Raw genomic sequence first — 23,910 nt, 5'->3', positions numbered from 1 at the left:
GGAATCCGCCGCCCGGCAAAATCGGAGGCGGCAAAATAGAGCGCGGAAGCCCCGCGCCGTGTCCTTTTGAAAACCCATATATTTTGCGACTGTCCTGCGTACCGAATGTGTAAGGACAGTTCGATGTTTGAGCTCGTTATTGCGGCAATTGCATTGTGTATCGACGTCGAGCTCTCATCTAAATACCGACCAGTTCATTTTTTCCGCGAGCATTTGAAGCGCGACCGATCCCAACTTCGAATTTCCGTGCTCGTTCAAGCCGGGTGACCACACGGCGATCGAAGCAACGCCGGGGACGATCGCCAATATGCCTCCTCCCACGCCGCTCTTGCCCGGGATGCCGACCCGAAAAGCAAAATCACCCGATTCGTCGTAGTGACCACAAGTCAGCATCAGAGCATTCACCCGTCTGGCGCGCTCGGCACCGGCCAGGAAACGAACGAACCTCAACGTTTCTCCAATGACTTCTTTGGGCTGATGGCACGCGAGCAGAACGTCGCAAACGACGATTGCGCCGGCGTTGATGAACGGATTTCGAGGGACGCCGTTTTCAAGCTCCAATTGAACGATCGAGTTAAAACGATTTCCTGACGGCTCGCGTCCCACTCGTCCCCATAGCGAATCTCCTACTTTGCCGAGCGCCAACGTGAGCGCAAACACCTTTGATATGCTCTGCACCGAAAATGCTTCATCGGCATTTCCCGCAGTCGTCACCGTGCCGTCGTTCGAGGCGACGGCAATTCCAAACTTCTTCGGGTCTACTTTGGCCAACGGCGCGATATAGTCCGGTAAAACACCTCGGTCGCGTCGCTCCGAGAGCTCGCGCCAAATGCCGTTTAGAATATCTTGCAAGTGTAGTCCTATTTTCTTGAGTTAGATCGGCTACGGCCAATCGAAGCTAGTCATAGCCTCGCATAAACTGTAACGCAGCGCTACATTGGCTGCGGCGCGCTAGCCACTAAGGCGCTTGGGCGGGGCGCGTTAGTCCGCCGACCTATTCCAGCGTCTTGTCGCTCTCCGAGGTGATCAGCTTGGCCGGTTCATCATAGCCGGCCCGACTGCTGTAGAAGACCAGCGCCATCAATCCGCTTCCGACGGCAATGGAAACCAACACGCCGATCGCCATTGCGACGTATCCAGCAAGAGGGACATCCGTTCTTGCGGCGGAAGACCATCCGAAATAGGCGAGTACGATCGTTCCGACCAGCAGGACCAACAACACGGTGATGATGGCGTCAGATCCAATCCCCAAAGTTCTCGCGCTGGACAGCGGATCGTGCCAGCCCAATTCCTTCATCACTCGGTTCATGGCGACTCCTCCTCGGATAGCGCGACGTGAAGCGATGCTGCGTCCAGAGGAAGCGATTCGAGTGCGTCTTCGACCTGTAACCGCCACTTGTTCACCAACAAAAAGCAAGCAGGCTCGTTCGGCCGCGAACGAGCCTGCTACGACGAGCAAGCACCACTACTCTACTCGCCGATGGACGAAGAAGTCGGCCTTCATCGTCTCATCCCTCTTTGTGGCTCCCTTCGCTCAACATCGGTCTTTGCATCGGTTTCAGCATCCGCGACAGATGCCTATCTTGCTGTCAACGATGGCGTTTTCCCTCTCAAGGCTTGCAGTGTCCTCTGACTTTGGCGTCGATTTGAGAATATCGGCCGCGCGTGGCTGACAGTGGCCGACCGGAGCACGCCACACCGTTGAATTTTCCAGTGTGCCGATAAATCGCTCTGAAGATTCTGGTCCGATACCTGGGTTCCTTCCGCAAGACTCTTGCGGCTGAGCGCGAGGCTCTTCGGGAACCTCCTGCGCCAGAGCATGGTTTGCGATTGCCGACGACAAAATAGCGATCGCAGCGAGACGTTTTATTTTGATCATCGATATTCTCCGTATTACGGGCACGTAGCGCTTAGTTGCGAGTTCGCTGGCAACTGACTTCCTGCGCCTATAATGTGAGTTCGTGCCAACCGGTCGTTGCGGTTACCAAGTCAAGCCGATGTGATTGGGCGACTGCCTGATGCATGGCTTGCAAATCACGCGGCCGACGGGTCGCCATATCGCGCGCGCAAATGGCGACAGTGCAAAACTGACCGTTGGCGGAAAAACTTGACCGAGCTGTTTTAGAGCGACCGTTCTAAGAAACTTTGCCAAGCGATAACGACGTCGCGCGCAACGCTTCACTCATTTTCGCGGAGAGTTGAGTAACCGATGCGTCGAAGCCGATAGCGATTTTCCAAAACGATTCCCACGTGCGAGGAGCAGTCCCGAATTGGCTGCGTTATCTACTAGGGAGAATGCTTATGTTGCGGAAGACAATGATCGCACTGTTGGCGGTTACATCCATGGCCCTCGTTTCGCCCACGGTGGCGTTCGCGCGCGGGGGCGGAGGTGGCGGGGGCGGAGGTGGCCATGGAGGCGGTGGCGGCTTTGGCGGTGGCGGCTTTCATGGGGGCGGCTTTGGCGGTGGCGGGTTTGGTGGCGGAGGCATCCACGGTGGAGGCTTTCGTGGCGCCAGCCTCGGTGGCGGATTCCGCGATGGTGGCGGTTTTCGCGGCCGCGGATTTCACGACTTCGGGCGGCGGCGCTTCGGGCTCGGCTACGGCTTTTACGGACCGTATGACTATTATGACGACTACAGTTACGACTACCCGTACGCCTCAAGCGACGCATACGACGACAGCGGTAGCTGCCATTTAGCTGAGCGACGTGTGCACACCACGCATGGCTGGCGCCTGCGGCCAGTTCAAGTATGCGGTTGATGGACTTTCGATGCAAGAAAGGCGGCCGGTATTGCCGCCTTTTTTCGTCGCCGCTTCGTGGCACGTCGCTCGCACGAGATCTGGCTCGCGCCCGGTCAAGTCTTGCGACGACGTGATCGTCGCCGGTCGACGACCGCAATCTGGAATGTCGGACCCCGTTCAACAGGCCTGTAACTTTTCGGACATACTGAACGAATTCACTAGCATGGCCTCGCGCTTCGCGAGCTGCCGTCAAGCGGCTTCAACCTTCCGCCCCCCGGTCGAGGCAGCATAGCCTTTCACCCTAAAAGGCCTGACTTCCGACTCCATCTGCAAAGATGGAGTCGGATTTCTTACGGTGTAGGTGCTTCGGAATGGCCCGACCCAAAACTTTACGTCCCGTAAGATCTGTCCTGGAATCGATGAAGGCGGCCCGAGCCATAAGACCGAGCCTCAACGCAAGCTCTAATAGCGTCTCACTTCGCATAGTCTTCCGGCTCAAGCCGGCGCGAGCGCTCGTGACAGGATCTGCCCGACCGGTAGCAGCTTGGCGATCAGGGTCGTCCTGAAAAGATCCAGCGCATTGAGCACTGCCTCTCGCGCCGCTGGAGGTGGCGGCGGAAAGCCAATTCTCGAAGACGATATCAATTGGCTGGCGATGGTTTCGGCAACCTGTGTCGTTTGCTGGCGCAGGCGGGCCAGTTCACCAGATTGCGCCAGCGGCGTCAGGAGCGCCGCGGTAACGGCAAGGCTGCCCGGCCACAACGTCAATTCCCGAAACAGGCTCGCGACCATCGTCGGCTGCGCTTCCTCACCCAGGCCGTTCACGAAGTAAACGAGACTGGCCATGTCAGCGGAGAGTTCATCAAGTTTCGGAAGGGGCGAAGGCGCGGCGACCGGCGGCTCGTCCTGAGTCTCCGTCCATTGCAAGACGACGCCGTCCGACCAGCAAGCGGGGTTGCGCGCGACATGTGCCAGCGCAGTGATAGCGAGGATATTGGCGGCGTTTGTGAGGTTATACTGCGCTACAAGCGCGCGTATCGCAGCGAGATCGGAATCGTTGAGGCCGGCGATGCGCCAGAGGGCGGCTGGAAGGGCCGCCGCGATATCGACCGTCGGCATCGCTGCTGCGGCGCTTTGCAAACCATGATACCCCCAATTGATGCGGATGCATCCCCACACCCATTCGAGGCCACCAGGAATGGTCGCTAGGTGCCGGTAGATGAGATTGACGAGCGGCGTGCCCGATTCGCGCCTGATGTCGGAATAGATGCGGTCGAGCGCGGGGGAAGCGTCTTCCACGCGGATTTCGGGCAAGGCGGGTAATTGCACAGAAGCGCTGAGCATGTCGTTTGTGGTCCTTCGAGAATAAGTTGCGGCGCGCTTACTTTCGCGGCCTCCCCCGCGTCGCAAAGACCAATCCCCGCGCGTCGGCAGTAGACCGAAGCAGGCCCGCCAATTTGAGTGCCTCGTTACGCTCTGGACCAGGGGGCGTTACCCGGGCAAGCTCCAGGGCTTCTGTTGCGAGTTTGTCCCAAATCAGCCTGTCACCCGAGCATTGGGTTTCTTTCTTCACGGCTCGGCGCATATTTAGGTGCCTGGACTTGCTAACGCCCTCTTCCATAACAGGACTCTCATACGAATGAAGTTATTCTGGCGGCTTCGATTGCCTTATGCCACGAGAAAAGCGACCGAGGACTGCAAGATGTGGCTCGTCTATTTGACTTCGGTCGCCTTGTTTTAGATCATTCGTTCTATATTGTACCAGCGGCCACTAGCAAGTGCTGCACATTTCTGTGAGCTGGAAAACGAGTGACCGTGCTGAGCGCGCAAAAGCCGGTGAGCACTATCCGAATGCGTCTATTTACTGTCCGCAGTTGCGATCGACCGGTTAGCGCGCATCGCGTGCAAATAACCTAGTCTGTGTTCCCTACGGCCATGATGCCTCCTTCGTCGACCGTCGATTGTAACTATTAAGCCTCCTCGTCCGAACTACATGTAACACCCTCGGATGGAGAGGTCCTTGGCAAGCACGGTAGTTGCGCTCCGGCATCAGGGTCCGAGCGCGGTAGATGATGACCTTCTCGGGAACAAGTCCGCTTCGGAAGGAAGCTGGAGGCCCTGGGACGCCATGATGGCTGCCGCTCAAAATGGGAACTCGCAGGCGTACCATCGCCTGCTGTCTCAGGTTGCTATCCGCTTGCGCTCCTACTATGCGCGACGCCTGCCCCAGGCGATGATTGACGACACTGTTCAGGAAGTTCTGGTCGCTATCCACCTAAAGCGACATACATACGATCCTTCGCGCTCATTCGAAGTCTGGCTGATGGCGATCGCGCGTTACAAATGGATTGATCTGCTGCGGTCGCTAAAGACGAAGGCCACGGAAGCACTGGATGATGATTTTCCCATACCCGACCACGGCGAGGCCGTAGAAAACGCCCGAGCTATCGACCAGCTATTGGCGACGCTCAGTCCTGCGCAGTCCGACGTTATCAGGCTCGTCAAGCTGCAAGGGCTAAGTATCGAAGAAGCGTCTGCGGTCAGCGGCCAATCGGCCGAATTGGTCAAGGTGAATATTCATCGCGGCATCAAAAAGCTGATTTCATTCCTGCGAGTTGGACGAAATGCAGACTAGAACGCTAATAGACCATCTGTCTCGAGATCTTGAGCCGGTGCGGCCGCGGAACGTCTTCGGTGAAGCGCGCATACTGATAATATTGGTCGTCATTGAGTTGGGCTTGTACCTGGGCGCGAGAATGTTCCGGCCTGACATTGCATTCGCGATTTATCTGCCGTCGTTTTGGTGGAAGTTGCTCAGTCTCGGCTTGATCGGCACAGTTGGTGGTATAGCTACAATTTTGTCCGTTGATCCTACCGGAACTTCAAACGGCAGCTTGCGATTCATCCTGGGTTTGATTGCAACGTCCTTCTTGTCGGGTTGGCTTTTTTGTATGCCAGATTGGCTTCCCCTCCCGGCGTCGCGCCTCAACCCCATGCAGGGACTGCACTGCATCTACAACATCTTTCTCCTTTCGATCCCTTTCACAGTCGGACTGGCGCTGGTGATTCGGCGAGGCGCCCCTACCGATCTCGAAGGCACTGCGTCAACTGCGGGAATGGCTGCCGCCGCGTGGGGCGCCTTTATATTCACCTTCGCTTGTCCCATCGATGATCCGTTCTACATCGCCCTTTTTTATTCGATTGGCTGTGGCGCCGTTTTGATGTGTAGCCGTCGGATATTGAGATACATCGCTCATTGGTAAAGCCTGCCCAGGCGAAGATCACGCTGACCTCTTTTCGGGCCGAGCGCCGATATCATACGCCTCGCAGAGAACACCTGATTGCTCCGGCGTCTCGTTTGGTGCCGATGCGGCCCGATCTGATTAGATTAAACGAAAGCGGCTTTCCGGTTCGGTCGTTGTAACCAAACGATCACCGGCCCCGAACTAAATGTTGAAATCTGAATCAAGGAGAGAGGAATTGACCGACATGAAAGTAGCCTTCAATGTTGCTGAGAGCGGAGGCGGCTCTTATCGCCTGCTGGCTATCCTCCGCTGGGTCATGGTTGTCATCTTTGTGTCGTTCGGCATGCAGAAGTTCACGTTGCAGTCGGCCCAAGGCATCGTTCAGTACATCAGCAACAGTCCATTCGTTTGGTGGTTATCGGTATTCGGCTTCAGGGGAGAAGCGTATTTCCTCGGTGTGGTCGAGCTTGCTACTGCGGCACTGCTTGCGGCAGGTGCTTTCAGCCCGATCTTGTCAACCGCCGGTTCGCTGATGGGCGTGGGCACTTTCGCGATCACTTGGTCATTCTTCTTTACGACACCAGGGGTCGTCAAATGGAGCTGGTCAACTGACCCAATGGCCTGGAATTTGACCGGCGAGTTCTTATTCAAGGACATCGTGCTGCTTTGCGTTTGTGCAGTGTTGTTCCTAGCCTCTTTGCCGCAGTCTGTTGTCCAATCACGAACCGCCTAGGACTTCCACAATGCTGTTTTCGACGACGACTACGCACCACTTCGGCACGGTTGCATCCGAGATAGCGGCCAGGCCACATGATGGGAGGAGACGATGTCCATCGAAGGCATTCTGAGACGAAAGGGCACGGACGTCGCAACGATAGCTCCGGAAGCCAGCATCAAGAGCGCGACGGATCGGCTTCGCGCAGAGAGAATTGGCGCTCTCGTCGTGACAAGCGGGAACGCAGTTGTTGGTCTCATTTCCGAACGCGAAATCGTTCATGCGTTTTCTCGCTATGGCGAGACGGCGGGGGCGATGTCTGTAAAGGAAATTATGCAACACGGTGCGACCACCGTATCTCCGGACGAGAGTGTCAATCACGCGATGAATCTGATGACACGGCATCACATGCGCCACATACTGGTACTACGCGGCGGAGAGCTAGCCGGTATCGTCAGCACCGGCGATGTGGTCAAGCATCGGCTGGAGGATCTGGAGCTTGAGACCAACGTCCTGCGTGATGTCTACAACGCCGCGCGTTGACGGCTCAGGCGTCGTCTCACAGCCTTCGGTCGTGTCGACGGCTAGACGGAAAGCCGGACCCAATCTCGAGCTCATGTGGCTTCCGGGGCGACTGGCGGACAACGGCCTTGCCTGGAACGGCGATGCCGTTACGAAATACCGGCTAATCTGATCGATGGGAAGGCGGCGCATGATGGATCCTGCATCCTTGAGGAGCTTGGCCGGCCGGCAATGGCGCGACTATCAGCGGGGCACGCCAGGAACCATGTTCGCCGATCCGGACATGTCGCTGACCCTGGACGAAGCCTACAAGATTCAAATGGAGTTCGCTGACCTGCGTTGCGCTGCTGGCGACGCGGTGGCCGGATATAAGGTCGGCTGCATCGGCTCCGGCGTGGTTGAACAGTTCGGTATGAGCGGGCCGATCCATGCGCGCCTCTTTCGGAGCGAAATTCACGGCTCCGGCGCTACCCTTCGCCATCGGGCGTACGCCAATCCAGCGATCGAAGGCGAGATGGCGTTACGGATCGGGGTTGACGGTGGGATCGCGGCGGCCTTTCCCGTCATCGAGCTGCACCAGCTCATATTCAGGGCCCCACGGAAGACGCTTGCCGAACTCGTCGGCAATAATGGCATCAACGCCGGCGCGGTCGTCCCGGAGCATCTCAAGGCGGCCTCGCTCGAAGATTGGGCAAGCGCTCGTACCCTGTCCATTTCCGTCAACGGTGTGAGCGTGGAGACTGGAACCTTGTGGGCCATGGCTGGTGGTGCTCCGGAAGCCCTCGAGTGGCTTCGCAGTGACCTCCGTCGTTTCGGCGAGGCTTTGAAGCCCGGCGATCTCGTGCTGGCAGGGACGCCTCTTGGCCTGCACCCTGTTCAAGGCGGCGACCATGTGGTCGTCTCGATCGACGGAAAAGACTGCGTTGATTGCCGATTTGATTAATAGACCAAAGGGCTAACTCAAAGGCGTCATGACGATCGCACGAAAGGACTCGCGTTCTTTCATGAGCTGATACCATCGATAGAGATTGGGCAGTTTGGGGTGATGGATATCCAGCGAATACCACCGATGAACGGTCGTCGCGGCTGGAATATCCCCCATGGAAAAGGACTCACCGGCAAGAAAGCTATGATCGGAAAGACGGTCGTTGAGGATCTGCGCGGCGGCGAGCGATAGGGTTTCGGCTCTCGAGATGACGTTCGCATCTCGTTTTGCGGGTTGGGTCCTGATCAGTTCAATGAACAGTGGGCGCAAGGCCGGCCAAAAGACGGTGGCCTGCCAGTCCATCCAGCGCTCCGCGTCAAACCGTGTCCTGATGTCCGCTGGACAGAGCCGGCCATCTCCCCTCGTTTGTGCGAGATAGCGCACGATGACGTTCGATTCCCAGAGTTGAAAATCGCCGTCCTCGATCGTGGGAACGAGTCCGTTCGGGTTCAGCACACGATATTGCGGTGTCTTGGTAACACCGAACTCGTTACCCGCATCGACCCGATCATATTGCAAGCTGAGTTCGCCACAGCACCAGAGGACTTTCTGGACATTGATGGAATTCGCTCGCCCCCAAATTTTCAGCATCTCGATTGACCCTCGTTGATCCGCTCGGGTACGAGAACCACGAGCGGATCACTGACGTTGAAGTCGAGGTCAAGCAGGAAGCTTGTCGGCCAGCACGGTTGGCTGGCGAATCTCGGGGGCAACTGCCAGCAGATTAGTCGCATTCGCCATAAGTGCCGCGGCGACCGCACCGTTTAAGTGCGCGGTCCGTCCGGATTCATCATTGAATGCGTCAAAGATCGCAAACGTCGTCTTGTCGAAGCGTACCGCGAACCATGCGACCGTGCCTGCCTCGGCGAGGACGAGAGAGCGTGCACTCGCAAGAAATGCCGCGACTTCTTCTTCCTTACCGGGCTTTGCCTTCAACTCTACATAAAGTGCGAAATGGGTCACAAGCGAACTCCTTGGTCTTTGCGGGTTTGCACGAACACGTACCCTCGCGAAGGGATATTATTCCGCAGCTACAGTGCCGAATGATCGCGGACCGCTTCAGCCAATGCTGACTTCAGATCGACGAAGCGGTTGTCGAGAGCCGCGGGATTCTCGCGGTTCAAGGCGATCATCTTGGCCCGCGCCTCCCCGCCGCGGATGACCTCGTAGGCATCCTGCTCTATTCCCTCGACGACAGCGGCGGCGACCGCGCTTGCCGGCTCACGGGTGAAGCCCAGTTCTGGCCCCGCACGCGACGAGCGCATCATGGGCGTATCGGTCGCTCCGGGATAGACCGTCATGACATGCACCCCCTCGCCCTTCAGCTCCCGGCGAAGCGACTCGCCGAACTTCGCCAGACCACCTTTGACGCCGGCGTAGGTCGCGTAGAAGGGCGCCGCAACAAGCGCGATGCCAGAGGTGACGTTGACAACGAGGCCGTCCTTGCTCGCCCGCAGCACCGGCAAAGCCGCCCGCGTCAACAAGATCGGTGCAACCAGGTCGACCTCGATCATCGCCCTGATTTCGGCCTCCGTGGTGTCCTCAAGCCGGCCGGCCCTCACTCCACCCGCATTGTTGATGAGGATATCGAGGCCGCCAAGCTTCTCCAGCGCGAGCTTGAGCGTCGTCTCCCGCCCCTGATCCGTGCTGACATCCGCCGCAATGGCGTCGACGCTCCGTCCTCCCTGACGAAGCTGTCTGGCAGCTTCTTCCAGGACATCCGGCCGACGGCCTGTGATCGCGACTTTTGCGCCTTTGCTAAGGATCGCTTCAGCGATCGCGAATCCGATGCCGCTGGAACCGCCGGTGATCAGCGCCTTTTTTTCCTTAAGTATCATCTGACCTCACTCGATAATCTGCCTGCGCGATTTGTTCGCTGATGCTAACCGGCGACCTTCGGGTAGTTGGATGGAAAGAGCGCGCGACGCGTCTCGTCATCGACCTCCTTTTTGAAGGCGTGATCTTTTCCGACGGCGCGGGCTCTTGCCGCGGCGGGGCGTGCATCGATCGCGCGATACCAGCGATCGATATTGGGGAAAGCTGCAAGAGGGCCACCCTCACCCGGCAGCACGCGTGGGGCTCGCTCCAACCATCCCCAAGCGGAAATATCGGCGATGGTGAAGTCCTCGCCGACGATGAACTTGCGACCTTTCAAATGGGTATCGAGCACCTCATAATGGCGTTCGACTTCCCGGCGGTATCGGTTGATCGCGTAGACCAGCTTTTCGGGAGCCGCATGCTGAAAATGCACAGCCTGTCCCGAGAACGGCCCAATGCCCGTCGCAATAAAGAGCAGCCACGACAGCAGTTCCGGCTTGTCCGCCGGCGAGCCCATCAGACGTCCGGTCTTCTCGCCGAGGTAAAGCAGGATCGCGGTGGAATCGAAGACCCTGGCTTCCTTTCCGCCTGGGCCGTCGGTGTCGACGATGGCAGGCACCTTACCGTTCGGATTGACGGCGCGAAACGCCGCCGCATGTTGCTCTCCTCTGCTCGTATCAACCGAGACCACCTGATAGACCAGGCCGCCCTCTTCGAGCATCAGCGCGACTTTCGCGGGGTTGGGCGTCGGGTGGAAATAGAAGCGGATCATTGGCTTTCTCCCCTTTGTCATTTTGATTGGACGCGGTAGCCAGCGATACGCCAGGGGTTGGGCCCGGCCCTGTCGGGCTGAGCCCGGAGGTTGTCGACTGTGGCCGGGCTCATTCAGTCAGCTATCGTTACGGCCGATTATTTTTAGATCACGTGATCTAGAATGAATCAAGCCGCTTTGGTGCAAAAGTCATCCGTTGCGATCACATCAGCCTGATGGAGCCGCCGGAACCCGATACAGGCGTCCGGTTCGGTCAAAATCCTCAACGGTCCAGGGGACGCCGACGCCGTCAATCATCCATCGCAGAATCGACCAGAGATCGCGGTCCAGTACATCCCCATCGATCGGTTCGATGGCATCCACGATGGCATGGATCTCCAGACCTGACGGAAAGGGAGTTCCGCTCCTGCCGATGAAAATCAAGGCATAGGCATTTCCCGACGGAGCGCGCACGTATCCAGGTTCGCTCAGTCCCTTTCGGTCCAGATCAAACGTTCGGACGAAAAAATCGCGGAACTCGGGATAGTGCGCCAGGCGGTCTTCTGCCAAGGCGAAGGAAAGCCGCTTTCCTTCGAGGCTCGGCGTCTTGATGGGGGCAACTTCAGTCATGCTTACCTCCATTCCCGTCAAGGCGACCGAGAAATGAGGTGATCAGCCCGGCGATCTCGGGAGCCGAGTCCTCTTGCAGGAAATGCCTGCCAGTGACGAGATGGGGTCCCTCGGCATGAGGTAGCAGCTGCTTGAAGCGACTGGCGAATGTCGAGGCATCGAAAACCTCGTCTTCTCTGCCCCAGATGATCAAAGTCGGAAGCTTGGAGGAAGATAGTTTCTGCTCCAACCATTTGAACCGCTCAAAGGCCCGCGCGTTCTCATCGAGCGGAATCCAGCGTGGCCAAACCCAGGTCAGAAGTCGCGTCGCCGGATCCGGCAGGACGGTCTCATAGGCCGCCTGTGCCGCACGCGCAAAACGCTCTCGATCGACCACGGAGAGGTAAACGCCGCGTCCAGCGAGCGCGCCATGATTTCCCAGGAGATAGGGGCCGACCAACGGGGCGTGCATCATGCGCCATGGAAAAATCCGGGTGTGAAATTCTGCCGGCGGCGAAGGCCATGCCCAAGTGCTCATGATGGTGAGCGCACGAACGCGAGCAGGATTGCTCATCGCGAATGAGAGCCCGGTCGGCCCGCCCCAATCGTGGCAGACCAGCGTGATCCGCGTGAGGTCGAGCTGACGCATGAGCGCCGTCAGATTGGCTATGTGTCCATCGAGACAATGGGCCTGTTCGCGGGTCGGCTTTTCCGACAGGCCAAATCCAATCATATCGGGCACGATCACCCGGCGCCCCGAACTGACAAGGGGCCCGATCATGTCACGGTAGAGGAACCCCCAAGTCGGATTGCCGTGGAGCAGCACCACAGGGTCCCCCTTCCCTTCATCGATGTAGTGCATGCGCCAGCCGTTGACGTTTGCATAATGCGGTGAATAGGGCCATCGATCACGCAAGGTCGCAGCGAGCGCGCTTTCTGACTGGGCGGTCATAGTTCCCTCCACCAATTTCAACTGGTTGTTCTCTTATGGCGCGATGTCGTCTTAATTATAAATCGAACGATCTAGAATGAAAGCCACGAATTGCCGTGTTCGAGCTGATCTGGTCCGATGGTGGGCTTTAGGGAACCTCAGCAATTGTCAGGCGACCGTCCCGAATGCTATGCAGTTGCGTTGCGGCCGCTGAGGGCTGGATGGCGAAGGAGACCTGCGACTATGGCGAGGCCACGCGAGTTCGACGAAGCTGCGGTGCTGGACGCTGCCATCGAGAAATTCTGGCAGCGCGGTTACGAGGCGACGTCTGTGCGCGATCTAGCCGACGAAATGAACATCGCCGGCGCGAGCCTTTACAACGCTTTTGGCGACAAACGCTCGTTATACGCTCGGGCGCTGAACCGATATCTGGATCAGACCTTCCGCGAGCGCATCAACCGAATAGAGCCAAAGCTACCCCCTCGCGACGCTATCGTCGCGTTCCTGCAAGAAATCGTCAAGCGCTCGCTTACTGACAAGCAGCGCCGCGGCTGCATGCTGGTGAACTCAGCAATCGAGAGTGCTCCGTACGATGCTGAATTCCTCGATATCGTCGCCGCCTTTCTCGATGAGGTGGAGAGGTTCTTCCTTCGGTGTGTCAGCAATGGTCAGAGAGATGGCACCATCACTAAAGCGCATTCAGCCGAAGATCTTTCCAAGTCGCTTCTGGGCATTCTGCTCGGTATTCGTGTGCTGGCGCGCGTTCGCCCCGAGCGCAAGCTGCTCGAGGGACTTTTGCGCCCGGTAGTCGAATTATTAGATAGCGCGCCGTCCGTGCGACGCCGCAGGTCGCGGTACGCTACCCCCATACGAGCGTAAGCGCTGTTGCGGTGGGTGATGACGGTCGGTTCCGCAATAACAATTTCCGCGGCGATCTTTCGATTGGACATGCCCGCCTCGGGGAAGAACGAGAAGCGGACCAGCCCAGTACGAAATCCTTATCAGTTTCCGAACTGACTTCGCTTTTTCGGCCCCCCCGATCAGCCGGCGAGACCCTGCCATAGCTGGATCAGACGTCCGCTTTCGCCAAAGAATGCGAACTCGCTGTCTCCATTATCTAATTCGTCTTTTGATCCATTTCGGGGATCAGCGCATCTAAAACACACAACAGGCAATTTCCAGAGTTATAAGGGAACGTCCTGCCAGAACCGGGCCGCGGTCCGGTCGAGGCCGACGGATCAACAACCCGAGGGAGCCACATATGAGCTGCTTTGTTACGCAGGTGCGCCGCGACGCGAGAGCCCATGCGATCCTGCTGGCGCTCGGCATGCTACTGCTTCTGCCAGCGCCGTCGCAGGCGCAGCAGAGCTCTTCGACGATCGACATTGCCAAAGTCTATGGCCTTGATTCATTTAGCCAAATCGATGGCATTCGATACACTTGGAATGTCGATTCACCGATCGGCAAGATTGCCCGCAGTTGGGAATGGAGCCCCAAGACAGACACCGTCTCCTATGACGGCAAGGACAAGGACGGCAAAGAGGTCAAGGCGACCTACAAGCGCTCGGATCTCGACAAGCAGAGCGATGCCGTCAAAGCGCTCGATCCAATGTTCATGAATGATCAATATTGGCTGATCCTTGCGATCCGCATCGCATGGGACGGCGTGGCCGGGACTGACGAAGGCATGCAGAAGCTTCCGCTCAGTGAAGGATCCGCGCAGAAGGTCTCGGTGAAATATCCTGACGCCGGCTATCAGCCTGGCGATACCTGGGACCTCTATGTCGGCGCCGACAAGAAAATCCAGCAGATCGTCTACCACCGCGGCGCGCCCACTCCCCCGCCCCATCTCGTGATGGCGGATTATACCGATTACAAGAAAGCCGGCCCGCTCACGATCGCAATGGATCATCATGGCAAGATCGACGGCAAAGACTTCCGGCTGTTCTTCACGGAGGTGTCGGTCAAGCTGTCGGGATCGGACAAGTGGATCAACGCGCAGTGATGGCCGCGTAATACACGCTGCCTCTCGCGCGTAGTAGCCTAAGGGCGTGCCGCCTGAAGATCGTGCGGCACGCCCGCTCAACGAACACAGCAGCATAACCAATCGATTTCTTGGAGCATGCACTCATGGCCAATCCCTTTAGCGATGCTTGGACGTTCCTGACGGCGAACACCGGCGATTTTCAAAAACTGGGAGAGTGGCGCTTTCTGGTGCTGGCGCTATTCTACGCGCTGTTGATCCTCGGAACGGTGGTGGCGTTCAAGAACTGGCAGGAGGATCCGACGCAACGGACCGGCCGCAATCTCGGCGTCTGGTTCGCTCGCATGCTGATCGGCTGCATGTGGTTCCAGGGCATGTTGTGGAAGCTGCCGCTGCCCTTTTCCGGCGGCCTGCAATACTGGACCGAGCAGGAGTCGACCAACGCTGCATTCCAGTTTCATCGCGACTTTCTGAAAGCTATCGTGTTGACTCACATGTCGATCTTCGGGCCGATTGTTTTTCTCGCCGAACTGGTGTTTGCAGGATCGCTGATGCTGGGACTTGCGGTGCGCTTCGTCGGCGTGCTCGCCATTGCCTATACGCTGCAACTCTGGCTCGGACTTTACGATAATTCCTCGGAATGGCCGTGGACCTACATGTTCCTGGCCGTGCTGATGTTCCTGTTCTCGATCGGGGCCGCCGGCCGCAGTCTCGGCCTTGATGGCTGGCTTCGCCGCAACGCAGCTGACGTGCGCGATGGCAAGGGGCTGATCGGGTGGTTTTTCCACGTCGCGGGCTAGCGGGTGATCGCGAGACGCAAGACGGCCGGCGCAGCGGCGCTCGTTGCTGCAATAGCGGTGACGAGCACATCGGCGACCGAAGTCGGTTACCTGGCGCCAGCGGGAATTCCGGCAGATGAGTTCCCAACGCCGCGGCGCCCGGTGGCGCCGATCGTCAGCCCGAGCCGTTCGGCCGAAGTTCGCCGCGACGCCTTGAATGAGGACGGCGAGATTGGGCGCCTTCTCAAGATCAAGCCGGGTATGACGGTCGCCGACATCGGCGCCGGAAGCGGCTATCACACCGTGCGCCTGTCGCCGCGCGTCGGCCCGACCGGCACTGTCATTGCGGAGGATGTGACGCCGGACTATCTCGCCGCGCTTGCCAAGCGAATCGAGCAGCTCAAGTTGAGCAACGTGAAGCTCGCGCTCGGCGAACCGCACGATCCGCGTCTGCCTGCCTCATCACTTGATGCCGCGATCCTTGTGCACATGTATCACGAGATCGCGCAGCCCTACGCCTTTCTCTACAATCTTGCGCCGGCGCTCAAACCGAGCGCGCGCATCGGCATTGTCGATCAGGAGCGACCGACACCGGAGCACGGCACACCGATCGAACTATTGCGTTGCGAACTCGCCGCGGTCGGCTATCGCGAGATCGCTACCTATCAGCTCGCCGGCGACGGCGGATATCTGGCGGTATTCTCGCCGCCTGACCCGGCTACGCGAAAATCTCCAAAGGACATCGTCGCCTGCGAAAATAGCGCCGCGGCGCGCTGATCAGACCTGCTGGCGCCGCAGGGCAAGCGCAAGGCGGATGAATGTGGTCGAGATCGACCAAGCCGCCTTGAGGCCGGCTGTGAGGTTGCCCGAGACTTTTGAGACACCGCCGATCCGCCTGCGCTGCCCGACAGCGATCTCCAGCACAGGCAAACGCGCGGCCGCAACGCGCATCAGCATTTCCAGGTTCCAGCCGAACGTCTCTTCCTTCATGCCGAGGCTTTTGAGGGCATCCCGCCGGATCGCGCGAAATGGCGAGAGGTCGGTGAAACGCGCGCCATAGAAGAGCCGCAGCAACAGCCCGCCGACATAACCTGCAAGCAACTGCTGCGGCGCGAGGCTGCCGGGCTCGCGGATTCCCCGCACACGCGAGCCAAGCACGAAGACGGCCTGGTCGGCAGCGATGGGCGCGACGAGAGCCGGGATGAATTCGCCAGGATCGCTGCCATCGCCATCGAGGAAGACGAGAATGTCGGCATCGTCGCGCACGGCGGCGATGCCGGCCTGAATGGCGCGGCCATAGCCGCGCTGCGGCTCGACGACGACGCGCGCGCCGGCTTCCGTTGCCCGCTCAACCGTGCAGTCCTTTGAGCCGCCATCGACAACGACGACCTCGCTGACATTCTGCGCCAGTACCACGGTCACGACCTGGCCGATCGCCGTCTCCTCGTCGAGACAGGGAATGATCGCTGAGACGACGGGCGAGTGGCTCACCTCGGTCACAGGCTCCAGCGCAGGCCGCAATTGGCGCAAGCTTTGGGTGGCTTGTCCGACAGCAGCGCCGCACGAAATTCCCGATAGGCAGGTCCGTTCCAGATCTCCGGCAACGACTGCTGCCCCGCTTGGCCGAGTGTGTAATTCTCGTAGCCATGCTGTGAGAACGGCGCGATGCAGCACGGCAGCGCACGGCCGTTGGCCGTGAAATACATCAACGACCACGGCCGTCGGCACAACGACCAAGGCGAACCGTCACCGCTTGCCTTCAGGCTCAGCCCCGGCTCGCTTGCCGCACCCGAGGCGCTGAAGGTGATACCCAGCGAGCGCGCCAAGTCCTCGGCGTGCTGTAGATAGGCCGCCTCTTCCTTTGTCAGCCGTTCGAACAGCGCCTGGTCCGGCTTCGCTTTGCCGACGGTGGCTTCATCAAAGAACACCAGCCGTTGCAGATAGACTTCCTTGACGCCGGCCTCCGCCACGACCTGCACAAAGGCCGGCAACTCCTCGATCGTATCCTTCAGGCCGGTGAGCCAAACCGAGACCTGCGGCTTTGCGTGTCCTTCGCGCTCCTGCAATTCGCGAAACGCGCGCACATTGCGGACGATGCGGTTGAAGTAGTCGCGGCCGCGGATCGCCTTGAAACTCTCGCGGTTTGACGCGTCGAGCGACACCCTGAGCTCATCGAGGCGCGCATCGATCAGCGCACGGCCATTGCGCACGCTGAGCACAGTGCCGTTGGTGTTGAACAGCACGTAGACGCCGCGATCCTTGAGATATCTCACCATCCGCGGCAGGTCGGCGACCAGCATCGGCTCGCCTACGCCATGCAGCACCGCGCGCGCCAGGTCCGGAGCCTGGTCGACGATCGAGGTGAACAGCTCCCAGTCCATGTCCGCCGGCGGCTCGAGTTCTTCGTAGGTGCGCGGGCAAGTGGTGCAGAGCAGGTTGCAGCGGTTGGTCACTTCCAGATAGAGGCAAACTGGCGGACGCTCCGCGACGTCGGTGCGCTCGGCGGTGACCTGCTCATGATAGCGGCGCGGATCGAAGGGGGTGCGCGTGCCTGGCGGTTGGCCGGAAACGCTCATTGCAGCAGTCCCACATTTGCGGTCTTTGACCGGCCCCTAGTCCAGGCCGCCAAGGCCCAGGCCAGCAAGAGACCTCCGAACAGAACCGATTTTGTCACTATTCGCGGAATGTAGAAATCCCAGTCCAGTTGCTCGGACAGCATAAGTGCTGCGATCGAGACGACCCAGCTTGGCGGGGAACCGCACAGGGCAACAAACGGCGTGACAAGTAGAAAGTACCAGGGATAGTTCGGCGACAACAACAGAAGAGTGAGGAGCAGCAGCACATTGATGCTCCCGAGGCTAGTTTCGATGCTGCGATCGGAACGGAAAGCCACGGCCAATGCCGAGCATAGCAGAATGAGCGTAGCCAGCACCATGTAGACCGTGACATCGCCATGATGTTCACCGAACACCAACCGCCAGAGTGCGAGCAACCAGAGCTCGTAGCCGGCGTTGATTCCCTCTTCAGTCAGATAGCCTTTGGTCAGATAACCGAACACACCCGAGCCGACGGACAGATACGGCAGATAACAGAGCACAGCGATGGCGACGACGACGGGTGGCATCTTGAGGTCCCACGGGCGCCAGATGCCGGCCAGCACCGGGGCCACGTACGGCTTGACCAGTGCCGATAACGCAATCAAGGCGGCGCCACGCAGCGCCTTTCCGGATAACGCAACCCAGAGGCCGGACAGCATCAGCGCGACCATCAGCGCGTCGACATGGCCACCATTGGCGATCTCCCAGATCGGAAGCGGATGCCAGAGATAGGCGACCACGCGCGTCACCGGCTGCTCCATGCGCCGGAGGAACAGCATGATCAGCACGACGATAACAGCCTCGCAAGCGAGCATAGCGAGCCGCATCGCGGTGACGCTTTCGCCGAACCGCGTGACAATCAAAAAGAAGAATTGCGCGACCGGGGGATAGATGGTGGCGGCCGTACCGACCCGGTTGATGTGCGGGAAGATAGCCGCGTCGCGCAGGGACGCCAGTGCCGGATCGGCGGGAAAATAGCGATACGGATTGATGCCGGCGGCCTGGACCCTGCCGTCCCAGATGTAGCGATAAATATCGCTCGATAGCAGCGGATCGAACAGCAGCACGTAGCCACGAAGCAGGAGCGCGACCAAAAAGATAAGCCACAGCGCACGATCAAGTGGCGCGCGCTCGGCAAGACGCGTGGCGACGATTGTAAAGAGAGCCGCGACGGTGGTCAGCGCTATGTAGGCATTGTCGCCAAGAGTCCTGAAAGCAAAAGGTGTGACCGAGGTCAGAACGATCAAAGCGGCGGCAATGCCGGTCAACCTCGCGAGCGGACTCACAGGTTGAGCTCCGGCGCATCATTGAGAAACGCCCGGCTTGCCGGGGCAAATCCCCCGGCGCGAAAGCGCCGTGAACGCCCGGCCAGTTCCTCCTGCAGCCAGCGCAGCGTTTCGACGTCGTCGATATCGTACCATTCCGGCAGCAGCGTCGTGGCTAGCCCGATTTCGTCCGCGCGCGCGCACGTGGCGCGCGCCACGGTATTCGTTCCCCATGCGATCTGCGTAAACAGTCGCTGATGCGGAGATTTCAGGCCGATGAGGTAGTAACCGCCGTCGCTGGCGGGCCCGAGCACCATCCGGTCGCCCGGCTCGCGCAAGGCTTCGATCGCCTGCACCAGGAAGCGGGTCGGCAGGGTCGGGCTGTCGCCATTCACCAGCAGGACGCAATCATGCCCGGCATCGAGCAGAGCGCGCGATGCGCCAAGCAGCACCTCGCCGAGATCCTCGCCCGCCTGCAACAGAAGCCCGAAATTGTTCGGAAGCAGTTCGCGCATGACGTGCTCGGTCCCCGCGGGCGCATAGACGCCATAGCCGCGTCGGCCGAGGCTCTTCGGGACCGCGTCGATGGCGGCGGCGACGTCGCGCAAAAAGCAGGCCGACAGTTGTGACGCGGCATCGATCCCGATCGCCGTTGCAAGCCGCGTCTTCGAGCGGCCAGGGAGTGGCGCCTTGCATATGATCCCGATCGCCGCGCCTTTCACGGCAGGACCCGCGAACGCAGGCGATCCGCGGCGATCGTGATCAGCTGCAGCGCATCGCGGCTGCCATCGGCCTCGCCCTTTTCAAAATCACTGTCGACGCGTCCCATTTGATTGGTGACATGAGCAAAGCACAGCACAGGCTTTTGCCGGACGTGCGCAAAGGCATAAAGGGCGGCGGCCTCCATCTCCACCGCCATCAGATTTTGTTTGGCCATCGCATCGATGGCCGCTTGCGTCTCGCGAAACGGCGCGTCGGTGGTCCAGGTCGCACCTGTCAGAACCGGTACCGGAAATTCCGCAAAGGCTCCGTCGAGCGCCGCGATCAATCCAGCATCCGCGTACGAGTAATCCGACGGTGGCGCGTAATGATAGCTGGTGCCCTCATCGCGCAACGCGCGGTCGATGAGGATGAAATAGGGCGGCGGGCCGAGCGGCACGATCTGGCCCGAGGACGTCACGCTAATCAGCAACTTGCAGCCCGATGCAAACATTTCCTCGGCGATCAGCACCGCAAATGAAGCACCGACGGCGCAGCCGACTATTCCAAAGTCGATTCCGCCGCGACTGAACGAATAGAGCTGCGTGTGATAGCAGGCCCATCCCTTTTCCAGCCGCGCCTCGCCGCGCCCGAGCAGGCTGCGCAAGATGTCGCCGTCAGGATCGAGGATGCAGATCTCGGGAATGCTGGACGGCGCGATCCGCTTTTGCCGGCGCGCTTCGCGCAGCAGATTATCCGGCGTGAAGGCGGAGGGCTGCGCATAGTGCTTTTGCGCGAGGATGGGCGGGACCCCAACGTCACTTGCAGCCATTTCCAGTCGAACCTCGTTGAGCCGTGGGCATCATTGGTACCGTTCTCGGGGATGGCGGGCAAGCGCCGGCCAGTCATGGCCCGGCGTCAAGAAAACATAATTTGAGCCGCAACAAGTCAGCCTTCGACAACGTATTTGAGCGGGGACGACTGACCCGTATTCCACGCCGCTACCCGCCATCGGTGAGGCGCAGATTTGTCACAAACGATCCGCTTGTGTTGATCTGCAGCTGTGGATCACCTAGCATCGACCTCGCAAAAGTGCGGGTTTGAAATTTCCAACGCCAATTTTGAGGGGCCGTCATGGATCATGAGACCGCAGTTTCAAGAGCCAAGGACATAGCCGATCGTATTCTCGTACCGGCAGCCAGGCAAAACGACAAGGATGCGCGATTTTCCTCCGAGGCCATCGCCGCGCTCGGCTCAAGCGGATTGCTGGCGATCACGCTGCCAGCCGACATCGGCGGCTCGGGCCTCGGACCGCGAACGCTCGCCGCGGTCGTTGCAACGCTAGCGGAAGCGGACGCTTCTACTGCGATGGTTTATTTGATGCATATTTGCGCGACGGCGACGATCGCATCGGCGCGCGCGGGCGCGACCGTCGCGCCGACGCTCAAGGATATCGCGGCCGGCCGGCACCTCTCCACACTGGCGTTCAGCGAGGCCGGATCGCGCAGTCATTTCTGGGCGCCGGTCTCGCGCGGCAAGCGCAATGGCGCCAATGTGCGCATCACAGCAAAGAAATCCTGGGTGACGAGCGCCGGCCACGCGCAAAGCTATGTCGTCTCGGCCTTGGCGCCGGACGGGAAAGGTCCGACAGACTCCACGCTTTATCTTGTGGCCAGCAATAAGCCAGGATTGTCTGTTGCCGGCCCCTGGGACGGTTTTGGCATGCGCGCCAACGCGTCCGCGCCGATGACCCTCGAGGATTGCGAGGTCGAGCCCGGCTTCCAATTGACCGACGACGGCGCCGGCTTCAAGGCAATGCTGGAGGTCGTGCTTCCGCTGTTCAACCTCGGAACATCCGCGGTCGCGCTCGGGCTCAGCCGTGCGGCGGTCGCGGGAACTGTGACGCACTTGAAAACCGCGCGTTTCGAACATCTGGGCGCAACGCTCGGCGAGAGCCTGCCGACGCTTCGCGCTCAGCTTGCGACGATGCAAATCGACACCGACGGTCTTGCCGCACGCATCGACGATCTCGTCGATCATCTCGAGCGCCCGCGCGAGACCACTGTACTGCGTGTGCTTGAGAGCAAGGCGGCCGCGGGCGATGTTGCAATTGCCGTCACGTCGGTAGCGATGCGGGCGTGCGGAGGTGCCGCGTTCTCCAGGCACATGGCTATCGAGCGTTTGTTCCGCGATGCCCATGCGGGTGTCGTGATGGCGCCAACCGGCGACGTATTGCGCGAGTTCATCGGCAAGGCTTTATTGGGCATTCCATTGTTCTGACCCGCAAAAGCGAGGAGCGATCATGAGCCGGACGATCTGGGTTGGTGCCGTCGCCTACGATCCGAAGGTGGTCAGTATCTGGGAGGGGATGCGGCGATATTTTCACGATGAAGCGCATGTGCCAGTCGAGGTGGTGCTGTTTCAAAGCTACGAGGCGCAGGTCGCTGCCCTCCTTGCAGAGTCTGGCGATGCACAACCGCGCATCGACATCGGCTGGAATACCAATCTCGCGTTTGTTCAAGCCGACTTTTGGAGCAACCGGCGATGCCGCCCGATTGCGATGCGCGATACGGATGTGGGCTGGATGACCAAGATCGTCGCGGTCACTGGCGGGCCCGTGGCCAAGCTTGCCGATCTCAAAGGCCGCACGCTCGCGCTCGGTAGCCGCGACAGCGGACACGCGGCCATCCTGCCGGTGTATTTTCTCGACCGCGAGGGACTGGTCGAAGGGAAGGACTACGAATCGCTTCGCTTCAATACAGACCTTGGCAAGCACGGCGACACCGGCACCAGCGAATCCGATGTTGTTCGCGCCGTGCTCGACGGTCGCGTCGACGCCGGCGCCATCGGCAGCCCGTTTTGGAACGCGGTGCGGAGCGGACGTCTGGTGCCGGAAGGTGCGCTTACCGAGATCTGGACCTCGCCGCCATTCAATCATTGCATGTTCACAGCGCGTTCCGATCTGGATCCTGCCTTGGAGCGCGCCTTCGCCAAGGCGCTGTTCACCATGAGTTTCGACAACCCGATTCACCGTCCCGTGCTTGAGGCGGAGGGATTGCGGCAATGGATCGCACCGCAGCTCGACGCTTATGCGAGCTTGCGAGACGCATCTTCGCAGCAGGGCTTTTTGCAGCGGCCCGCAGTTTAGAAGTCGCCACGCGATCATCAAGCGCAGTTAAATATCTTTGCCAGCCGCTGCTGGTGCTCATGCTCGCGGTCGAAGGCGCGGCGAACCGCCTCGAACGATTCAGCGAGCGGAAAGATCTCAGTGCGAACCAGGAGATCGTCATCCTCGGCTCCGACCGGATGCCAGAACACGCCCTCAGCCGTAATCGTCACTTCCGGAACGAGGTCCACTCTTGCCAAGGCGATGCCTTCAGTTGCAGTGCCGCGCAGCGCAATCCGCCGTATCACCCGATCCTCTTTGCTGACGCGATGCGCGTGAAGGAAGCGGGAAAACTCCTCGGCCTCTTCATCCGTTGACACGGTCGCCGCCAGTCGCACGCGGAAGCCTTCAGCGCGCACGAGCTCGATTCCCTTCCAGGCACGACCCCACGTTCCCTTGCCGCGATGCTGATCATGGCGATCCGGCGTCGGACTGTCGAGACTGATCTGAAAGGTGACACGCTCGCGCGGGAATGCGCGTAGCGTTTGCAGCCGGCGCCCGCCAAACAGCATGCCGTTGGTAAGGACGGTGACCGGCGCCACCGCGGCGCAGGCGGCAATAATCTCGCCGATGTCGGGCAGCATGAAGGGCTCGCCGCCAGTCACGAAAATCTCCTTGACGCCGAGCATAGCAGCTTCGCTCGCGATCCTTTGCACGCGCTCCAGGCCGAGCGCGCGGCGCGGCGCCCTGGGCGAGGAGCGGACACAGCAATAGTCGCAACTCAGATTGCAGTCGAAGTTGGTGTAAAGCCACAGACGAGAACCGACCGGCCGATCTTCGCCGACATTCGCTGGCGCTTCACCATGCCGGAGCAGCCACCGCGTACGCCCTGCCTCGACCGATATATCGACCAGACTGTTGCGGGTGAACAGGCACCATGCCTCGATGTCGGGCCCGATGCTCGGATCGCTACTGGTGATAGCAACAAGGTTGCCTTTGCGGCAACGCCGTAGCGCCTCTATCAAATCTGGTAATAGACCGGAGGCAAACGTCTTCTTCCCGGCGTCAACCTCAACGTCCGCGTGCGTCATCATGCCTGTACTATAGTTCCTGCGTTAAGGATTCCAAGACGGCCTTCAGAGCGAAAGTTGGGTGAACCAAC

General features: G+C 59.7%; 28 protein-coding genes and 1 pseudogene. 12 read left to right on the top strand and 17 right to left on the bottom strand.

Annotated features, from left to right (window positions below; translation table 11 throughout):
* Window positions 1-174: 174 nt before the first annotated feature.
* The 3 genes from BUA38_RS30425 to BUA38_RS37270 all read right to left on the bottom strand — a co-directional run bounded on the left by BUA38_RS30425 (window position 175) and on the right by BUA38_RS37270 (window position 1,879).
* A complete protein-coding gene (locus BUA38_RS30425) occupies window positions 175-852 on the bottom strand; it encodes a glutaminase (protein WP_244553104.1) in 678 nt (225 codons plus the stop codon).
* Between the two features lie 142 nt (window positions 853-994).
* Window positions 995-1,309, bottom strand: coding sequence for a hypothetical protein (locus BUA38_RS30420; RefSeq protein WP_083587841.1), 315 nt, complete (start codon window positions 1,307-1,309; stop codon window positions 995-997).
* A 249-nt stretch (window positions 1,310-1,558) separates the two neighbouring features.
* A complete protein-coding gene (locus BUA38_RS37270; RefSeq protein ID WP_156898806.1) occupies window positions 1,559-1,879 on the bottom strand; it encodes a hypothetical protein in 321 nt (106 codons plus the stop codon).
* Between the two features lie 422 nt (window positions 1,880-2,301).
* On the opposite strand from BUA38_RS37270, the gene BUA38_RS37720 reads away from it, so the two are divergent.
* Window positions 2,302-2,760 carry a hypothetical protein gene (locus BUA38_RS37720; protein ID WP_072826556.1) on the top strand — a complete coding sequence of 153 codons (459 nt, stop codon included), beginning with the start codon at window positions 2,302-2,304 and terminating at the stop codon, window positions 2,758-2,760.
* 477 nt (window positions 2,761-3,237) lie between these two features.
* Here BUA38_RS37720 and BUA38_RS30410 read toward each other — a convergent pair whose 3' ends face one another.
* Complete coding sequence (locus tag BUA38_RS30410; protein ID WP_172806118.1) at window positions 3,238-4,041, bottom strand: hypothetical protein; 804 nt, start codon at window positions 4,039-4,041, stop codon at window positions 3,238-3,240.
* An 829-nt stretch (window positions 4,042-4,870) separates the two neighbouring features.
* On the opposite strand from BUA38_RS30410, the gene BUA38_RS30400 reads away from it, so the two are divergent.
* The 5 genes from BUA38_RS30400 to BUA38_RS30380 all read left to right on the top strand — a co-directional run bounded on the left by BUA38_RS30400 (window position 4,871) and on the right by BUA38_RS30380 (window position 8,167).
* Complete coding sequence (locus BUA38_RS30400; protein WP_072826555.1) at window positions 4,871-5,377, top strand: sigma-70 family RNA polymerase sigma factor; 507 nt, start codon at window positions 4,871-4,873, stop codon at window positions 5,375-5,377.
* Window positions 5,367-6,005 carry an NrsF family protein gene (locus BUA38_RS30395; protein ID WP_072823827.1) on the top strand — a complete coding sequence of 213 codons (639 nt, stop codon included), beginning with the start codon at window positions 5,367-5,369 and terminating at the stop codon, window positions 6,003-6,005. The genes BUA38_RS30400 and BUA38_RS30395 overlap by 11 nt, the downstream gene beginning before the upstream one ends.
* A gap of 226 nt (window positions 6,006-6,231) precedes the next feature.
* Entirely contained in the window at window positions 6,232-6,720 is a 489-nt protein-coding gene (locus BUA38_RS30390) for a DUF417 family protein (protein ID WP_072826554.1), read from the top strand.
* 93 nt (window positions 6,721-6,813) lie between these two features.
* Window positions 6,814-7,245, top strand: a complete 432-nt coding sequence (locus BUA38_RS30385; RefSeq protein ID WP_072823825.1) for a CBS domain-containing protein — start codon at window positions 6,814-6,816, stop codon at window positions 7,243-7,245.
* Window positions 7,246-7,414: 169 nt separating this feature from the next.
* Window positions 7,415-8,167 (top strand): 2-keto-4-pentenoate hydratase, encoded by a 753-nt coding sequence (locus BUA38_RS30380; protein WP_172806117.1) that lies wholly within the window; start codon window positions 7,415-7,417, stop codon window positions 8,165-8,167.
* 12 nt (window positions 8,168-8,179) lie between these two features.
* On the opposite strand, the gene BUA38_RS30375 is transcribed toward BUA38_RS30380, so the two are convergent.
* From BUA38_RS30375 to BUA38_RS30350, 6 genes are all read right to left on the bottom strand, one after another.
* Entirely contained in the window at window positions 8,180-8,800 is a 621-nt protein-coding gene (locus BUA38_RS30375) for a glutathione S-transferase family protein (RefSeq protein WP_072823823.1), read from the bottom strand.
* Window positions 8,801-8,869: 69 nt separating this feature from the next.
* The gene (locus BUA38_RS30370; RefSeq protein ID WP_072823821.1) at window positions 8,870-9,172 is read right to left on the bottom strand and encodes a putative quinol monooxygenase; all 303 of its coding nucleotides are present in this window, start codon (window positions 9,170-9,172) and stop codon (window positions 8,870-8,872) included.
* Window positions 9,173-9,240: 68 nt separating this feature from the next.
* Entirely contained in the window at window positions 9,241-10,047 is an 807-nt protein-coding gene (locus BUA38_RS30365) for an SDR family NAD(P)-dependent oxidoreductase (RefSeq protein ID WP_072823819.1), read from the bottom strand.
* Window positions 10,048-10,091: 44 nt separating this feature from the next.
* Window positions 10,092-10,799, bottom strand: coding sequence for a glutathione S-transferase family protein (locus tag BUA38_RS30360; RefSeq protein WP_072823817.1), 708 nt, complete (start codon window positions 10,797-10,799; stop codon window positions 10,092-10,094).
* A 207-nt stretch (window positions 10,800-11,006) separates the two neighbouring features.
* Window positions 11,007-11,408, bottom strand: coding sequence for a hypothetical protein (locus BUA38_RS30355; RefSeq protein WP_072823815.1), 402 nt, complete (start codon window positions 11,406-11,408; stop codon window positions 11,007-11,009).
* A complete protein-coding gene (locus tag BUA38_RS30350; protein ID WP_072823813.1) occupies window positions 11,401-12,339 on the bottom strand; it encodes an alpha/beta fold hydrolase in 939 nt (312 codons plus the stop codon). The genes BUA38_RS30355 and BUA38_RS30350 overlap by 8 nt, the downstream gene beginning before the upstream one ends.
* Before the next feature lie 222 nt (window positions 12,340-12,561).
* Here BUA38_RS30350 and BUA38_RS30345 point away from each other — a divergent pair, with 222 nt between their 5' ends.
* Window positions 12,562-13,197 carry a TetR/AcrR family transcriptional regulator gene (locus BUA38_RS30345; protein ID WP_072823811.1) on the top strand — a complete coding sequence of 212 codons (636 nt, stop codon included), beginning with the start codon at window positions 12,562-12,564 and terminating at the stop codon, window positions 13,195-13,197.
* Window positions 13,198-13,220: 23 nt separating this feature from the next.
* Here the strand turns inward: BUA38_RS30345 and BUA38_RS38885 are convergent.
* Window positions 13,221-13,268: pseudogene (locus tag BUA38_RS38885) on the bottom strand (hypothetical protein); the annotation flags it as partial.
* 311 nt (window positions 13,269-13,579) lie between these two features.
* On the opposite strand from BUA38_RS38885, the gene BUA38_RS30335 reads away from it, so the two are divergent.
* The 3 genes from BUA38_RS30335 (at window position 13,580) to BUA38_RS30325 (ending at window position 15,858) form a co-directional block, all read left to right on the top strand.
* Entirely contained in the window at window positions 13,580-14,323 is a 744-nt protein-coding gene (locus BUA38_RS30335) for a hypothetical protein (RefSeq protein ID WP_156898803.1), read from the top strand.
* A 125-nt stretch (window positions 14,324-14,448) separates the two neighbouring features.
* Window positions 14,449-15,102 carry a hypothetical protein gene (locus BUA38_RS30330; protein ID WP_072823809.1) on the top strand — a complete coding sequence of 218 codons (654 nt, stop codon included), beginning with the start codon at window positions 14,449-14,451 and terminating at the stop codon, window positions 15,100-15,102.
* A gap of 3 nt (window positions 15,103-15,105) precedes the next feature.
* Window positions 15,106-15,858, top strand: a complete 753-nt coding sequence (locus BUA38_RS30325; protein WP_425304933.1) for a class I SAM-dependent methyltransferase — start codon at window positions 15,106-15,108, stop codon at window positions 15,856-15,858.
* On the opposite strand, the gene BUA38_RS30320 is transcribed toward BUA38_RS30325, so the two are convergent.
* The 5 genes from BUA38_RS30320 to BUA38_RS30300 are packed head-to-tail and all read right to left on the bottom strand — an operon-like array spanning window position 15,859 to window position 20,474.
* Window positions 15,859-16,572, bottom strand: coding sequence for a glycosyltransferase family 2 protein (locus BUA38_RS30320; RefSeq protein ID WP_072826550.1), 714 nt, complete (start codon window positions 16,570-16,572; stop codon window positions 15,859-15,861).
* 5 nt (window positions 16,573-16,577) lie between these two features.
* A complete protein-coding gene (locus BUA38_RS30315) occupies window positions 16,578-17,657 on the bottom strand; it encodes a radical SAM/SPASM domain-containing protein (RefSeq protein ID WP_072823807.1) in 1,080 nt (359 codons plus the stop codon).
* Window positions 17,654-18,964: a glycosyltransferase 87 family protein gene (locus BUA38_RS30310; protein ID WP_072823805.1), complete on the bottom strand. Its 1,311-nt coding sequence runs from the start codon at window positions 18,962-18,964 to the stop codon at window positions 17,654-17,656. The genes BUA38_RS30315 and BUA38_RS30310 overlap by 4 nt, the downstream gene beginning before the upstream one ends.
* Window positions 18,961-19,665, bottom strand: coding sequence for a TIGR04282 family arsenosugar biosynthesis glycosyltransferase (locus BUA38_RS30305; protein WP_072823803.1), 705 nt, complete (start codon window positions 19,663-19,665; stop codon window positions 18,961-18,963). The genes BUA38_RS30310 and BUA38_RS30305 overlap by 4 nt, the downstream gene beginning before the upstream one ends.
* On the bottom strand, window positions 19,662-20,474 hold the full coding sequence (locus BUA38_RS30300) for a nucleoside phosphorylase (protein ID WP_072823801.1): 813 nt from the start codon (window positions 20,472-20,474) through the stop codon (window positions 19,662-19,664). The genes BUA38_RS30305 and BUA38_RS30300 overlap by 4 nt, the downstream gene beginning before the upstream one ends.
* 302 nt (window positions 20,475-20,776) lie before the next feature.
* On the opposite strand from BUA38_RS30300, the gene BUA38_RS30295 reads away from it, so the two are divergent.
* Both BUA38_RS30295 and BUA38_RS30290 read left to right on the top strand, forming a co-directional pair.
* Window positions 20,777-21,922: an acyl-CoA dehydrogenase family protein gene (locus BUA38_RS30295; protein WP_072823799.1), complete on the top strand. Its 1,146-nt coding sequence runs from the start codon at window positions 20,777-20,779 to the stop codon at window positions 21,920-21,922.
* Between the two features lie 22 nt (window positions 21,923-21,944).
* The gene (locus BUA38_RS30290) at window positions 21,945-22,790 is read left to right on the top strand and encodes a phosphate/phosphite/phosphonate ABC transporter substrate-binding protein (protein ID WP_083587839.1); all 846 of its coding nucleotides are present in this window, start codon (window positions 21,945-21,947) and stop codon (window positions 22,788-22,790) included.
* A 17-nt stretch (window positions 22,791-22,807) separates the two neighbouring features.
* Here the strand turns inward: BUA38_RS30290 and BUA38_RS30285 are convergent, their stop codons facing one another.
* Window positions 22,808-23,842 carry an Rv1681 family radical SAM protein gene (locus BUA38_RS30285; RefSeq protein ID WP_197685885.1) on the bottom strand — a complete coding sequence of 345 codons (1,035 nt, stop codon included), beginning with the start codon at window positions 23,840-23,842 and terminating at the stop codon, window positions 22,808-22,810.
* Window positions 23,843-23,910 lie beyond the last annotated feature (68 nt).

The sequence above is a fragment of the Bradyrhizobium erythrophlei genome (assembly GCF_900142985.1).
Classification (GTDB): Bacteria; Pseudomonadota; Alphaproteobacteria; order Rhizobiales; family Xanthobacteraceae; genus Bradyrhizobium; species Bradyrhizobium erythrophlei_B.
Note: the sequence above shows the minus strand (reverse complement) of the source record. Positions and strands in the feature narration are given on the sequence as shown.